Source organism: Fictibacillus arsenicus (assembly GCF_001642935.1).
Classification (GTDB): Bacteria; Bacillota; Bacilli; order Bacillales; family Fictibacillaceae; genus Fictibacillus; species Fictibacillus arsenicus_B.
The window spans coordinates 1,683,526-1,698,440 of the sequence record NZ_CP016761.1; the positions used below are offsets into that span (position 1 = coordinate 1,683,526).

Genomic DNA, 14,915 nt, shown 5'->3' on the forward strand with positions numbered 1-14,915 from the left:
GTTTCACATCAGAGCGAAAAAGCTATCTCATTCCAAAAATAATAGCTGCCAATCCATATATTTTTGCCCTCAATCCAAAAGTTTTAGCCTTTAATCCAAAAGTTTTTGTGAATTATCCACGAGTCGACACACCCACCCATAAACCTACACACCCGCACCTGTTGCAATCACTTGATATGTACATTACATATTCCCTCTCAGAGTTGGAAACATTAACAAAAGTAAGGAGGTGGGAATATGGCTAGAATTGGTGTTGAACAATCATTAACGAATGTTTCTGAAGCTCTGAGAGCTGCAGGGCATGATGTAGTAGAACTTCGTCAGGAACAAGATGCAAATGGCTGTGATTGCTGTGTAATTTCCGGACAGGATGAGAATGTTATGGGCATGCAAGACGTGGTGACTCAAGGCTCTGTCTTGAACGCTCATGGTATGTCAGCAGAGGAAGTATGTCAGGCTGTTGAAAGCAGATTACAATCATAGCATTCCCGGGGACAGCCATGCTGCCCCTTTATTTCTGTTTAACGTATGTTTGAAAAGGGAAATAGTTGAGCAATCTTAATAAAATCTTGTGTAAATAAAGATGGGGAGGATCTTATGCCAATCTTCAACGTACTCATGATCATTTTACTCATCATTCTAACGGCGTTTTTCGTTGTAACTGAATTTGCAATCGTAAAAGTCCGCAAAACGAGAATTGACCATTTGGCTTCAGAAGGAAACAGCAAGGCATTAGCCGCTCAAAAAGTGCTGGGAAACCTGGATGGATATCTTTCAGCCTGTCAGCTTGGCATAACAATTACTGCATTAGGTCTAGGCTGGTTAGGGGAGCCAACGGTTGAAATATTTCTGAGACCTCTTTTTGAGCATGCAGGCTTATCTGAAGGGCTAACTCACACTTTATCATTTTCAATTGCATTTTTTCTTATCACATTTCTTCATGTTGTTTTAGGAGAGCTCGCACCAAAGACAGTGGCGATTCAAAAGGCTGAAGCCATGAGTCTTGCAACAGCTAAGCCGATTATCATGTTTTACAAAGTTATGTATCCGTTTATTTTTTTATTGAATGGATCTGCCAATTTGCTGACGCGGATTTTTGGAATCAGTCCAGCTAGTGAGCATGAGGTTGTACATACGGAAGAAGAACTAAGGCTAATCCTTTCTGAAAGCCTTCAAGGCGGAGAGATCAATCAGTCTGAATATAGGTATGTGAACCGGATCTTTGAGTTTGATGATCGAATAGCAAAAGAAATTATGATACCCAGAACGGAAATGGTCTGTTTGTTTATAGAAAATACATGTGAAGAAAACTTGGCTATTATGCGTGAAGAAAAATTCACAAGGTACCCTGTTGGGAAAGAAGACAAAGATCACATTGTAGGTCTCGTTAATATTAAGGAATTCTTTAATGAACATTTCAGTAATCAAGAGTTTGAACTTAAAGATTATATTCGACCTATCATCACTGTACATGAAACGATACCCATTCAAAAATTACTTGTGAAAATGCAAAAAGATCAAACGCATATGGCTGTTTTAGTTGATGAATACGGTGGTACAGCTGGTATCGTAACGGTAGAAGACATTTTAGAAGAAATTGTCGGGGAGATCAGAGATGAGTTTGATGTTGATGAAGAACCTGAAATACAGCAAATTTCAAAAACCAAAACGGTAGTAGATGGGAAAGTATTGCTATCACAAATTAACGACATGTTTGCACTTGATATTGATAACAGAGAAATTGATACAATCGGCGGGTGGGTTTTAACAAGATCCATCGATTTAGAAAAAGAGCACTCATTTAATTATGAAAGCTACCGTTTCACGATTATTGATCTAGAAGGCAGGCAAATTAAGAAAATAGGCATTGAAAAGTTACCTGATACAGAATTTGATGAAGCACAAAATAAAGACTCCTGAACAGATCAGGAGTCTTTACTTTTCCATTTGCCATCATCGTCTTTTTCATATTTGTTCTTTACAGCACTCCAGGCAACTTTATGAGCTGTTTCTTCTTCTTTATATTCTTCAAGTGCAGAGTTGAATGCTTCTTTGTAGATTTCCTGACCATGGTGAGGGAGGTTATCCCTGACTCTTTCAGGTAAATCTTTTAATGAATCATAAGGCATTTAAAAATGCACCTCCTTAATGTATGATTTCCCAAGCAATCCTCAATTTAAACGTTGTTATTGAGAATATAAACATGTTAATTTGAGCGGATGATTTCACATTTTACGTTTAACTTGCTATGATTAAGGAGAAATTAAGAAGTGGGGATAAAAGTCTTGTTTAAATTAATTATTATTTAATATTGACTAAAAATAAGGCTTGTACTATAATGAACCATGTAAAAAAATTAGTTTTTGGAGGGATTTTTACCTATGGCAGAACGTATGGTAGCAAAACAAGCACCTCGATTTGAAATGGATGCAGTATTACCAAATAAAGAATTTGGAAAAGTAAGTCTTGAAGAGAACATGAAGAACGACAAGTGGACTGTTCTTTTCTTCTATCCAATGGACTTCACATTTGTATGCCCTACAGAAATTACATCTTTAAGCGATCGTTTTGATGAGTTTGAAGATCTTGATGCTGAAGTTATCGGTGTTTCTACTGATACAATTCACACACACAAGGCTTGGATCAACACTCCTCGTGATATGAACGGTCTTGGAGAGTTAAAATATGCTTTGGCAGCTGATACTAACCACACAGTAGCTCGTGACTATGGTGTACTTATTGAAGAAGAAGGAATTGCACTTCGTGGTCTATTCATCATTTCTCCTGAGGGTGAATTGATGTACTCTGTTGTTAACCACAACAACATTGGCCGTGACGTTGAAGAAACATTGCGTGTACTTCAAGCACTTCAAACTGGCGGACTTTGCCCAGCAAACTGGAAGCCAGGTCAAAAAACTTTAGAAGTTTAATAATTAAATGTTATTAGAATAACCCAGGACTATGTTCTTGGGTTATTTTTCTATAGATAAATTTTTTCAAGCAGGGTTATAGGAAATGTTTATAGAAGTTTCCTTTATAAATGAAATACATATGATGCTTTTAAGCTGTGTTTTGAAATGAATATTATATGGTAAAATAAGGCTAGTACGGGAAACGGAGTGAATTCATTGAAAAAACAATTTGCTGTTATTGGTCTGGGACGTTTCGGGGGAAGTATGTGCAAGGCTTTGTCAGATCAAGGAATGGAAGTTTTAGCCATTGATATTGATGAGGACCGAGTAAACGAATTTTCAAATATCGTAACACATGCTGTAATTGCTGATTCGACAGATGAAGGTGTATTAAAAAGTCTTGGGATCCGTAACTTTCAGCATGTTGTTGTAGCGATAGGTGATAATCTTCAATCCAGCATACTGACTACACTGATTTTAAAAGAGATTGGTGTTGAAAAAATCACAGTAAAAGCCCAAAATGATTACCACGAAAAAGTGCTGCGAAAAATTGGAGCAGATAAGATCATTCATCCGGAGAGAGACATGGGTGTTCGTATTGCTCACCAGATTGTTTCTAACAATGTATTGGATTACTTGGAGTTATCAGATGAACATAGTATTGTGGAGCTGGTAGCAACACAAAAGATGGATGGAAAAACCCTAATTGAACTTGATATACGTGCAAGGTTTGGATGTAACGTCGTAGCTGTGAAAAGAGGTAAAGATATCTATGTATCCCCGCAAGCAGACCAGTCAATCAGGCAGGGCGATGTTTTAATTGTAATTGGCGGAGATAAGGATATTAACCGGTTAGAAAAACAAATGGCAAATGAAGAATAAAAAAACCGTTTCCCTATAAAAGGGGTAACGGTTTTTTGTTTGTTTATTAGATTTCCATAATGATCGGCAGGATCATAGGGCGTCTTTTTGTTTTCTCATATAGGAATGGTGCTAATGTATCTGTAATTTCATTTTTGATTTCAGACCATTGAGTCGTTCGTTTTTCGCTCATGATGTTCTGTAGATGCTTGCTTAATAAGCTTTGTGCATCATGGATAAGATCACCGGATTCACGCATATATACAAATCCGCGAGAGATGATGTCTGGACCTGCTTCTATCGTGAATTCCTTCATATCCATACTTACAACGACAACTACAAGACCTTCTTCTGAAAGAATCTTACGGTCGCGGAGTACGATGTTTCCAATATCGCCAATACCGCTTCCGTCTACATATACAGAGCCAGACGGGATTTTTCCTGCGATCATAGCATCGTTTTGAGAAAGAGCTAATACTTCGCCGTTATCCATAATAAATGAATTTTGCAGCGGTACGTCACAATCAGCAGCAAGTTTAGTATGCATTTTCAGCATTCTGTACTCGCCATGGATCGGAAGGAAGTATTTAGGCTTCATTAAACGAAGCATCAATTTTTGTTCTTGCTGGCCGCCATGACCTGAAGTGTGAATATCATTTAGCGAGCCATGAATAACTTCAGCACCCGCGCGATATAATTGATTGATTGTCTTACTTACACTAAGAGCGTTCCCTGGAATAGGTGAAGATGAAAACACAACTGTATCTCCAGGAATGATTTGAATCTGGCGGTGAGTACCGTTAGCAATTCTTGAAAGTGCCGCCATTGGCTCTCCCTGGCTTCCTGTACAAAGAATCGTTACCTGATTGTCAGGAAGACGGTTTATCTGGTTTGCGTCAACGAATGTGTTCTTAGGTGCTTTTATGAAACCAAGTTCTTGCCCAACTGTAATCGCTGAGTCCATGCTTCGTCCAAAAACTGCGATTTTACGGTTGTTGGCTACTGAAGCTTCCACAACTTGCTGAAGTCTATGAATATTAGAAGCGAACGTAGCGAAAATAACTCGTCCTTCCATTTTTCTGAAGATATCTTGGATGCTCTCACCAACACGTCTTTCAGATAATGTAAAACCAGGAACTTCGCTGTTAGTGCTGTCGGAAAGCAAGCAAAGCACGCCTTCTTTACCGATCTCAGCCATTTTCGTAATGTTCGCAGGTTCACCAACTGGTGTAAAATCGAATTTGAAGTCACCCGTATGCACGATATTTCCTGGAGGTGTCTTAACTACGATTCCGTAAGCGTCAGGTATACTGTGAGTTGTTCTGAAAAAGCTGAGAGACGTTTTTCTGAACTTAATCACATCATCTTCTGTGATCTCATGCAGCTGTGCACTGCGGAGCAGACCATGTTCTTCTAATTTGTTTTTAATAAGAGCAAGTGCAAGTTTACCGCCGTAGATCGGTATATTGACTTGTCTTAATAAATAGGGAATTCCGCCAATATGATCTTCATGTCCGTGAGTGATGAAGAGTCCTTTGATTTTTTCCTCATTTTTTACAAGATAGGTGTAATCAGGGATTACGTAATCAATCCCCAGCAATTCATCTTCAGGAAATTTAATTCCTGCATCGATAAGGATGATTTCATCCTGAAATTGAACGGCATACGTATTTTTGCCGATTTCCCCTAAACCACCGAGGGCGAAAACGGCGGCTTGATGATTTTTTACAAATTTCATATGTTACACATTCTCCAATTCCAATGAGTTCGTTTCTTTTTCATACTCAAGAAATTTACCGTTAATTTCTTGTATGTATTCAATATTGTACTTGCGGTCAGCTAGTTTTATACGAACATCATTTATAGTTTCTGCTTCTACGTAAACCGTTTGTGTATGTTCACGGATAGGTACTTCATTTAAGCTTGTTTGAAAAAATACTTTGAAAATCATGTTTCATGTCTCCTTACCGGTCTATAGTATTTGAGTATCTTCGTTCTATTATAAAGGAAAGTGACATGTTTTTCATGTGTTTTTCATTACTCTTCGTTTTTAACGGTGAAAAGTGAAAAATAATTACTGTTCGGGATGAGACTTTTACCCTTATAATGACATTAAAATTGTTTATTAGTTAAGGATGAGTTTTCCGTTATTATTTTGCAGTTTTACCCACTTTTTAAACTTTTTTAATAAACGTAATTTCTTTTTCATTTATTACCCTCCGTTCCATTTTTTATTACTTAGTATGTGTAAAATGGAAAATATTCAGAGAGGGAAATTGTGTCATTTATTTTTATCCGTAGGAGGATATCATGAAACTTTATTCAGCACTTTTTATTTTAAGTTTGATTTGGGGAATGTCTTTTCTATTTATTAAATTACTGCTGGATGTGTTCGACCCCTGGCAGATCGTATTCATAAGATGTGTGCTTGGCATCATTACGATTATCCCACTTTTTCTTATTAGTAAACAAAAAGTTAATTGGAAAGAACTGCCTCTTAAATCTTTAATAATTGTAGGATTGTTAAATGCTGGTCTTCCGTGGGGTCTGATCGCTTGGAGTGAAACTTTTTTAGACAGCGGCTATACTGCGATATTAAATGCAACTACTCCAATTTGGACAGCGATGATGGGGGTTTTATTTTTTTCTGTTAAAATGCAGTGGAAGCAATGGATTGGAGTCATGGTCGGTTTTATAGGAATTATCTTCTTAATGGATGCGGATGCACCAGGCTTAACTCAAGAACAGCTACTTTTAGGAATCGTGCTCATGCTCAGTGCTACTTGCTGTTATGGGTACAGTTCACAATATGCTAAAAAACATCTTCAAGAAACGACAGTCTGGATTACAGCTTCAACAACACTATTAACAGGTTCGGTTTTAAGCGGAATAGTCATGAGCTTTACTGGAGGGTGGCATCTGCCTGATAATGCTTTAGAAGGAAACGTGATTTTATCTTTGATAGGTCTCGGGATGTTTGGTTCGGGGTTAGCTTACTTATTGTATTATTATATGATCTCCGCAGGCTCAGCCGAATTCGCTACTCTCGTAACTTATCTAGTTCCTGTTTCCGCTGTAGTATGGGGGAGCGTTCTCTTAAATGAGAAGATACCGCCGATTGCTTATTTTGGTTTATTTTTAATCTTTTTCGGTGTTTATCTGACAGGAAGAAAAAAACGTAAGGCTACAATAAAAATAAAACAGAACCGAACGGCGTAAACACTCAGTTTAAAATTGAGTGTTTTTTTCTTTGTGTGATATAATGAAAACGCATTCAAAATATGCAGCTGTGTTTGAACAAAAGGAGGGAAAAGGTTGATTACATTCTTAATTTCAATTGTTTTATTAGTAGTAGGTTATTTTACGTATGGGAAATATGTTGAAAAAGTTTTTGGAATAAAGCAAGAAAGAAAAACGCCAGCTTATGCACAGGAAGACGGTATTGATTACGTTCCGATGGGAACTAAATCGAATTCCCTTATTCAGCTATTGAATATAGCAGGTGTTGGTCCAATCTTTGGCCCGATTATGGGGGCTTTGTATGGACCTGTGGCATTCCTTTGGATTGTACTAGGGGCAATTTTTGCAGGTGCCGTTCATGATTATTTAACTGGTATGATTTCGATACGAAATCGTGGTGCGCATTTGCCTCAATTAGCAGGTAAATTCTTAGGAAATGCTATGAAGCATGTAGTTAATGGGTTTACTCTATTATTGCTTCTTTTAGTTGGTACGGTTTTTGTAAGTGCACCTGCTGCACTCATTCATAATCTCACGGGTAATTGGATGAGCTTGGGTATTATTGTAGGTCTTATATTTGTTTATTACATTTTGGCAACGTTATTGCCGATCGATAAAATCATTGGACGCGTTTATCCGATTTTCGGTGCTCTTCTTGTAATAAGTGCGATTGGAATTGGTGGAGGGCTTGTGATTACAGGGGCACCAATTCCAGAATTAACACTTGAAAATATGCACCCGGATAATGTTCCGATTTTCCCGTTATTATTCTTAACGATCTCTTGCGGTGCTCTTTCAGGCTTTCATGCTACACAGTCACCAATCATTTCAAGAACAACAAAAAATGAAAAGGCAGGAAGAAAAATATTTTATGGCATGATGATTGCTGAAGCGATTATTGCCATGATCTGGGCTGCTGCTGCAATGAGCTTGTTTGATGGGAAATCTTTATCAGCGATAATTGCTAATGGAGGTCCTGCTGCTGTAGTTAGTGAAGTTTCAGTAACGATGCTTGGAGCTGTTGGAGGAACGCTAGCTGTGATAGGGGTAATCATTTTGCCTATTACTTCAGGAGATACTTCGTTTAGAAGTGCGAGAATGATCTTAGCTGATTATTTTAATATTGGCCAGAAGAAATTCTCTTCAAGACTTTGGATTGCAATTCCTATGTTTGTAGTTTCATTTTTACTAACAAAAATTGATTTCACTTTATTATGGCGTTACTTCTCCTGGGCCAACCAGTCTACGGCAATGCTGGCATTATGGGTAGGAGCGGTGTATCTGAAGCGTTCTAGAAAAAATCATTGGATTGCTACAATTCCTGCAATCTTCATGACTGTCGTCACAACAACTTATATTTGCAATGCTCCAATTGGATTAGGATTGTCGATGAATGTGTCTTACCTTATTGCTGGTATTGTAACTGTATTAGCAACAGTGCTGTTCTTTAAAAGTAAGTTTGATGAAAGAGAAGCATTAACAGTCGACGACGATCGTGAGGTTGCTTAATAAAAACGAAAAAGCTGAATTCTGCCTTTTAAGGGGCAGAACTCAGCTTTTTTATTTGGCTCTTTTTCTTTTAGATCATTTAGTTGATTATCTTCATTGACAAGTTGATTGGAGCGCAAGGTGCGAGACTCCTGCGGGACGAGCGGGACAGGTGAGACTCCTAATGGCCGCAAAGCGCCAAGGAGGCTCACCGCACGCCCCGCGGAAAGCGAGTACCTAGAGCGGCGGAAATCAACTACTTACATGAGCATTGTTTATAAAAACAAGATTAAATTTTATCTGAAAGTTGCTGAATTTGAAGGAGGCTCAAACGGCTGTTTTTCATTGATTCGATCATAGAACATAATCCCATCCAGGTGATCTAGTTCATGTTGAAAACAGATACCTGGGAGACCTTTTAATTTCAGCTCTACTAGAGAACCATCAGGTGTAAAGCCTTTTACAGTTACTTTTGCATAACGAGGTACTAGACCTGGCACATCTCTGTCAACGGACAGACAACCTTCGCCTCCATCTAAATAAGTCATTTGCACCGAGTGACTGATGATTTTTGGATTTATAAGTGCATAACTGTACAGTTGTCCCTGTTCATCCGTCACATGCATTGCGAATATTCTTTTTGAAACTCCGATTTGAGGAGCAGCCAGACCAATGCCAGGCCTTAAATTATATTTTCCTGCAATCTCGGGATCTTGGCTGTTTTTTACAAACTCCAAGAGCTTATTAGCTGTTTGAATATCTTCTTCTGAGAAGGGTGAGGATACCTCCGCAGCCTTTTGTCTAAGAACGGGATTTCCTTCCCTCACAATATCTTTCATCGTTAACACAAGCAAAACCTCCGTGCGTAAATTCAATAATTAGTAATTTCCTCTTATCATAACATAGAGAAATTTTATAGAAAAAGAACAGAAATTAATTTATCAGGTTATTTTTTTAGGTCTATTATGCAGTATATAGTTCATTTCAACTTATGACTAATACAGATTGTCGTAATTGGTGAAACAGTTATGTTTTACAGTGATTACAGGAATAGCCAGCCAGAGCTTCAAGTATACGTAAAACTATAATGATTCTATAGATTGACGGCGTTTAACAGGTGGTGTAAACTAATTTACGTGAAAAGGGTTGTTGTGTTACTATAAATACATATTTAAGTAATACAGTTAGGATGCCATATGATGGTTTAGCTCCTGTATACAAGGGAAAACTTGAAAAGGGACACAAAGGTACGCCTAATGGCCTTTTAAAAAATATAATCCTGTCTTAAAAATGTGGCACTTTGGGCAACCTGTTATGTATGTGTGTGTTTTTAAGATGAGGGTAAATTGACAGGGTAAAAGAAAGGAAGAGGTGACTTTTCATGACGAAAACAATTGATGCTGTTCAAGATCAATTTGAAACGTTTCAGATTCTTTCTGAAGATGGAGAAATAGTTAACGAATCGGCAATGCCTAAGTTGTCTGATGAACAGCTCCAAGAATTAATGCGCCGTATGGTTTATACGCGAATTTGGGATCAGCGTGCAATCTCTTTAAACAGACAAGGACGTCTTGGTTTCTATGCTCCAGTTGCTGGACAAGAGGCTTCAATGCTAGGGAGTCACTTTGCATTAGATAAAGAAGACTGGATTCTTCCAGGATACCGTGATATTCCTCAAATCGTATTTCATGGTTTCCCGCTATATCAAGCATTCTTATGGTCCCGTGGACACTTCCAAGGCGGACAAATTCCTGAAGGTGTAAACGTATTAATGCCGCAAATTATCATCGGTGCTCAAATTATTCAAGCTGCCGGTGTTGGATTTGGTTTAAAGAAACAAGGCAAGAAAAACGTTTGTATCACTTACACAGGTGATGGCGGAGCATCGCAAGGTGACTTTTATGAAGGATTAAACTTTGCCGGAGCCTATGCTGCTAACGCAATCTTTGTTGTTCAAAACAACCGTTTTGCTATCTCAGTTCCAGTAGAAAAGCAATCTGCCGCAAAAACAATTGCACAAAAAGCAGTAGCAGCTGGTATTGAAGGCATCCAAGTTGATGGAATGGATGTACTTGCTGTTTACGCAGCAACACAACAAGCTCGAGAACGTGCGATTGCAGGTGAAGGTCCTACACTAATCGAGACTCTTACTTACCGTTACGGGCCTCATACGATGGCGGGAGACGATCCTACACGCTACCGTACAAAAGATTTAGACAGCGAATGGGAAAAGAAAGATCCATTAGTTCGTTTCCGCAAGTTCTTAGAAAAGAAGAACCTTTGGTCTGAAGAGCAAGAAAATAAAGTAGTAGAAGAAGCGAAGGAAGATATTAAAGCTTCTATTAAAAAAGCTGATGGTGCGCCTAAACAAAAGGTTACTGACCTTATCAACTTTATGTTCGAAGAGCTTCCGTATAACCTTCGCGAGCAATTAGAACAATATACAGCAAAGGAGTCGAAATAATATGGCTCAAATGACTATGATTCAAGCAATTACAGACGCAATGCGCAATGAATTAAAAAACAATGAAAACGTACTTGTTTTCGGTGAAGATGTAGGTCAAAACGGCGGTGTATTCCGTGCGACTGAAGGTCTTCAAAAAGAATTCGGAGAAGATCGTGTTTTTGATACTCCGCTTGCCGAGTCTGGAATTGGGGGACTTGCAATAGGTCTTGGGCTTACAGGTTTCCGTCCAGTAATGGAGATTCAATTCTTTGGCTTCGTATTTGAAGTATTTGATTCAATTGCCGCTCAAATGGCTCGTATGCGCTATCGTTCAGGAGGAGTATATAACTCTCCAGTAACAATCCGTTCTCCATTTGGTGGAGGGGTTAAAACACCAGAACTTCACGCCGACAGCTTGGAAGGATTAATGTATCAAACTCCAGGGATTAAAGTGGTTATTCCTTCAACACCATACGACGCAAAAGGACTATTAATTTCTGCAATCCGTGACAACGATCCTGTTGTTTACTTAGAGCACATGAAATTATACCGTTCATTCCGTGGTGAAGTTCCTGAAGAAGAGTACACGATTGAACTAGGTAAAGCGGATGTGAAACGTGAAGGCAAAGACGTTTCTATCATTACTTATGGTGCAATGGTTCACGCTTCATTAAAAGCTGCAGATGAGCTTGAGAAAGATGGCATTTCTGCTGAAGTTATCGACCTTCGTACGATCAGCCCGCTTGATATTGACACAATTATTGCATCTGTTGAAAAAACAGGACGAGCAATCGTTGTTCAAGAAGCACAAAAACAAGCTGGAATCGGTGCGTTTGTTGTTGCAGAGATTAATGACCGTGCTATTTTGAACCTGGAAGCTCCTGTACTGCGTGTAACAGCACCAGATACTACGTTCCCATATGCCTCTGCTGAGGATGTTTGGATTCCGGATCATCGTGATATTGTAGACAAAGCAAAGAAAGTCTACAATTTTTAAAATATAATTGAATGTCAGCTGAAAGGGTAGTTCATTTATGACTGCTTCTTTCAGCCTTTTCACATAAACGAGAAAAATAGATTGAAAAATTGGAGGCGTTAATCGTGGCATATGAATTTAAGCTTCCCGATATTGGTGAAGGAATTCACGAAGGTGAAATTGTAAAGTGGTTTGTAAAAGCAGGGGACGCTATTAAAGAAGACGACATCCTGCTTGAAGTCCAAAATGACAAAGCCGTTGTTGAAATTCCCTCTCCTGTAGACGGTAAAGTTTTAGAGTTGAAAGTAGATGAAGGTACTGTATCTGTTGTAGGTGATGTCCTTTTAACGATCGAGGCAGAAGGTGAGATTCCTGCAGATGCACATGGCGGAAGCGATGAAGCACCAGAGCAGCCGAAAGCTGAAGAAGAAAAAGAAGTTACAGCTGATCAGGCAAAAGGAAATGACAAACCTGAAGCTAAAACAGATAAGACCGAAGACACTGCTAAAGAAGAGCCTGCTGATGATACGAAACGTGTAATCGCTATGCCTTCTGTTCGTAAATATGCTCGTGAGAAGGAAGTAGATATCCGTAAAGTACAAGGGTCTGGAGATAATGGACGTGTACTTAAAGAAGATATCGATAAGTTTGTAAGCGGCGGAGGGGAAGCTGCAGCAGAAGCGCCAGCGGCTGACAAAGAAGCACCTAAGGCTGATGCAGCTAAGAAAGAAGCTCCTAAAGCTATTCCTGCTGGAGAAATGGAAACACGCGAGAAGATCAAAGGCATCAGAAAAGCGATCTCTAAAGCGATGGTTAACTCCAAACATACAGCTCCGCATGTTACACTTATGGATGAAGTGGACGTTACTGATCTTGTTGCACACCGTAAGAAGTTCAAACAAGTAGCGATGGATAAAGGCATTAAGCTTACTTATCTTCCATATGTGGTGAAAGCATTAACTTCTGCACTTCGTGAGTTCCCAGTGCTTAACGCATCAATCGATGATGCAAACGAAGAAATCGTATACAAGCACTATTACAATATCGGAATCGCTGCAGATACAGATAACGGATTGATGGTTCCAGTTGTAAAAGAAGCAGATCGCAAGTCTATCTTCAAGATCTCTTCTGAAATCAACGAATTGGCTACAAAAGCACGTGATGGAAAACTTTCTGGTGAAGAAATGAAGGGCGGATCTTGTACGATTACAAACATCGGATCTGCTGGTGGACAATGGTTCACTCCAGTAATTAATCACCCTGAAGTAGCTATCCTTGGAATCGGCCGTATCGCTGAAAAAGCAGTTGTTAAAAATGGAGAGGTAGTTGTAGCTCCAGTATTGGCACTTTCTCTAAGCTTTGACCACCGTCTGATCGATGGTGCAACTGCACAAAATGCATTGAATCACATTAAGCGTTTGTTGAACGATCCACAACTATTAGTAATGGAGGCGTAATTCGATGGTAGTAGGAGATTTTCCAATTGAGTTAGACACACTTGTAATTGGTTCAGGTCCTGGGGGATATGTAGCGGCAATTCGCGCTGCACAATTAGGACAAAAAGTGGCTATTGCGGAAAAGGCAGAAATGGGAGGCGTTTGCTTAAACGTCGGATGTATTCCATCTAAAGCTCTTATCAATGCAGGTCACCGTGTTGAACATGCGAAGCACTCTGAAGACATGGGGATTAAAGCTGAAAACGTAACAGTTGATTTCAGCAAAGTTCAAGAATGGAAAGCTGGCATCGTTAAGAAGCTTACTGGCGGTGTTGAAGGGCTTTTAAAAGGGAATAAAGTTGAAATCATCCGTGGTGAAGCTTATTTCGTAAATGAAAACACAGTTCGTATCATGGACGAGAAGAACTCTCAGACATATACGTTTAAAAACGCGATTATTGCAACAGGCTCCCGTCCGATTGAAATTCCAGGCTTCAAATGGAGCGACCGTGTAATTTCTTCCACTGGTGCGCTGGCTCTTAAAGAAGTTCCTAAGAAGCTTGTTGTTATCGGCGGAGGATATATTGGAATGGAGCTTGGAACGGCTTATGCAAACTTCGGTACTGAAGTAACAATCCTTGAAGGCGGAAAACAAATCCTTCCAGGTTTCGAAAAGCAAATGAGTCAAGTAGTTTCTAAGCGCTTAAAGAAAAAAGGCAATGTGGAAGTATTTACTGAAGCAATGGCAAAAGGCGTAGAAGAATCGAAAGACGGTGTTAAAGTTACTGCTGAAATCAAAGGGGAGTCAAAAACTTTTGAAGCAGATTATGTTCTTGTAACAGTTGGACGCCGTCCAAACACTGAAGAACTTGGTCTTGAGCAAGTTGGTGTTGAAATGACTGAACGCGGTCTTATCAAAATCAACAAGAAAGCTCAAACAAGCGTTAACGGGATCTACGCAATCGGTGATGTTGTAGAAGGTCCAGCACTTGCACATAAAGCTTCTTATGAAGGTAAAGTAGCAGCTGAAGTAATCAGCGGACATGCGGCAGAAATTGATTACTTGGCAATTCCGGCTGTAGTATTCACAGACCCAGAACTAGCTTCTGTAGGTTATGATGAAAAATCAGCTAAAGAAGCAGGCTATGAAGTGAAAGCTTCTAAATTCCCATTTGCAGCAAATGGACGAGCTTTATCTATGAACGAAACAGATGGCTTCATGAAGCTTATCACTCGTAAAGAAGATGGACTTGTTTTAGGAGCTCAAATTGCTGGCGGAAACGCATCTGATATGATCGCAGAACTAGGATTAGCTATTGAAGCAGGGATGACTGCAGAAGATATCGCTATGACAATTCATGCGCATCCAACTTTCGGAGAGATTTCCATGGAAGCAGCTGAAGTTGCAATCGGACTTCCTGTTCACATCGTAAAATAAAACATTTAAACCCCCTTGTATACCGCGAAAGCGGCTTACAAGGGGGTTTTTTTTGATTTTCACATATAATATGAATCTCTTCATAACATTTAGTATAAAGATATACGTGGAGGATGCT

General features: G+C 39.2%; 14 protein-coding genes. 10 read left to right on the forward strand and 4 right to left on the reverse strand.

Translation table 11 applies throughout. The features are described from left to right. Positions 1-237: 237 nt before the first annotated feature. Positions 238-483: a YkuS family protein gene (locus tag ABE41_RS08845; RefSeq protein WP_066288967.1), complete on the forward strand. Its 246-nt coding sequence runs from the start codon at positions 238-240 to the stop codon at positions 481-483. Positions 484-597: 114 nt separating this feature from the next. Beyond that, positions 598-1,920 carry a hemolysin family protein gene (locus ABE41_RS08850; RefSeq protein ID WP_066288971.1) on the forward strand — a complete coding sequence of 441 codons (1,323 nt, stop codon included), beginning with the start codon at positions 598-600 and terminating at the stop codon, positions 1,918-1,920. A gap of 5 nt (positions 1,921-1,925) precedes the next feature. On the opposite strand, the gene ABE41_RS08855 is transcribed toward ABE41_RS08850, so the two are convergent. Continuing rightward, on the reverse strand, positions 1,926-2,129 hold the full coding sequence (locus ABE41_RS08855; RefSeq protein ID WP_066288973.1) for a ChaB family protein: 204 nt from the start codon (positions 2,127-2,129) through the stop codon (positions 1,926-1,928). 252 nt (positions 2,130-2,381) lie between these two features. Here ABE41_RS08855 and ABE41_RS08860 point away from each other — a divergent pair, with 252 nt between their 5' ends. Beyond that, complete coding sequence (locus ABE41_RS08860; protein WP_066288975.1) at positions 2,382-2,930, forward strand: peroxiredoxin; 549 nt, start codon at positions 2,382-2,384, stop codon at positions 2,928-2,930. A 198-nt stretch (positions 2,931-3,128) separates the two neighbouring features. Further along, entirely contained in the window at positions 3,129-3,794 is a 666-nt protein-coding gene (locus ABE41_RS08865; RefSeq protein ID WP_066288980.1) for a potassium channel family protein, read from the forward strand. 46 nt (positions 3,795-3,840) lie between these two features. On the opposite strand, the gene rnjA is transcribed toward ABE41_RS08865, so the two are convergent. Both rnjA and ABE41_RS08875 read right to left on the reverse strand, forming a co-directional pair. Continuing rightward, entirely contained in the window at positions 3,841-5,511 is a 1,671-nt protein-coding gene (gene rnjA / locus ABE41_RS08870) for a ribonuclease J1 (RefSeq protein WP_066288986.1), read from the reverse strand. Positions 5,512-5,514: 3 nt separating this feature from the next. Further along, on the reverse strand, positions 5,515-5,724 hold the full coding sequence (locus tag ABE41_RS08875; protein ID WP_066288988.1) for a DNA-dependent RNA polymerase subunit epsilon: 210 nt from the start codon (positions 5,722-5,724) through the stop codon (positions 5,515-5,517). 359 nt (positions 5,725-6,083) lie between these two features. Between ABE41_RS08875 and ABE41_RS08880 the strand changes: the two genes are divergently transcribed. Further along, the gene (locus ABE41_RS08880) at positions 6,084-6,992 is read left to right on the forward strand and encodes a DMT family transporter (RefSeq protein ID WP_066288990.1); all 909 of its coding nucleotides are present in this window, start codon (positions 6,084-6,086) and stop codon (positions 6,990-6,992) included. Positions 6,993-7,088: 96 nt separating this feature from the next. Continuing rightward, positions 7,089-8,522, forward strand: coding sequence for a carbon starvation CstA family protein (locus ABE41_RS08885; RefSeq protein WP_066288991.1), 1,434 nt, complete (start codon positions 7,089-7,091; stop codon positions 8,520-8,522). Positions 8,523-8,797: 275 nt separating this feature from the next. Here the strand turns inward: ABE41_RS08885 and def are convergent, their stop codons facing one another. Then, positions 8,798-9,349, reverse strand: a complete 552-nt coding sequence (def, locus tag ABE41_RS08890) for a peptide deformylase (protein ID WP_066288993.1) — start codon at positions 9,347-9,349, stop codon at positions 8,798-8,800. Positions 9,350-9,882: 533 nt separating this feature from the next. On the opposite strand from def, the gene pdhA reads away from it, so the two are divergent. From pdhA to lpdA, 4 genes are all read left to right on the forward strand, one after another. After that, positions 9,883-10,965, forward strand: coding sequence for a pyruvate dehydrogenase (acetyl-transferring) E1 component subunit alpha (pdhA, locus tag ABE41_RS08895; protein WP_066288995.1), 1,083 nt, complete (start codon positions 9,883-9,885; stop codon positions 10,963-10,965). A gap of 1 nt (position 10,966) precedes the next feature. Then, positions 10,967-11,944 carry an alpha-ketoacid dehydrogenase subunit beta gene (locus tag ABE41_RS08900; RefSeq protein ID WP_066288998.1) on the forward strand — a complete coding sequence of 326 codons (978 nt, stop codon included), beginning with the start codon at positions 10,967-10,969 and terminating at the stop codon, positions 11,942-11,944. A gap of 104 nt (positions 11,945-12,048) precedes the next feature. Continuing rightward, positions 12,049-13,380 (forward strand): dihydrolipoamide acetyltransferase family protein, encoded by a 1,332-nt coding sequence (locus ABE41_RS08905; RefSeq protein ID WP_066289001.1) that lies wholly within the window; start codon positions 12,049-12,051, stop codon positions 13,378-13,380. A 4-nt stretch (positions 13,381-13,384) separates the two neighbouring features. Next, positions 13,385-14,797 (forward strand): dihydrolipoyl dehydrogenase, encoded by a 1,413-nt coding sequence (lpdA, locus tag ABE41_RS08910; protein ID WP_066289006.1) that lies wholly within the window; start codon positions 13,385-13,387, stop codon positions 14,795-14,797. The last annotated feature ends 118 nt before the right edge of the window (positions 14,798-14,915 follow it).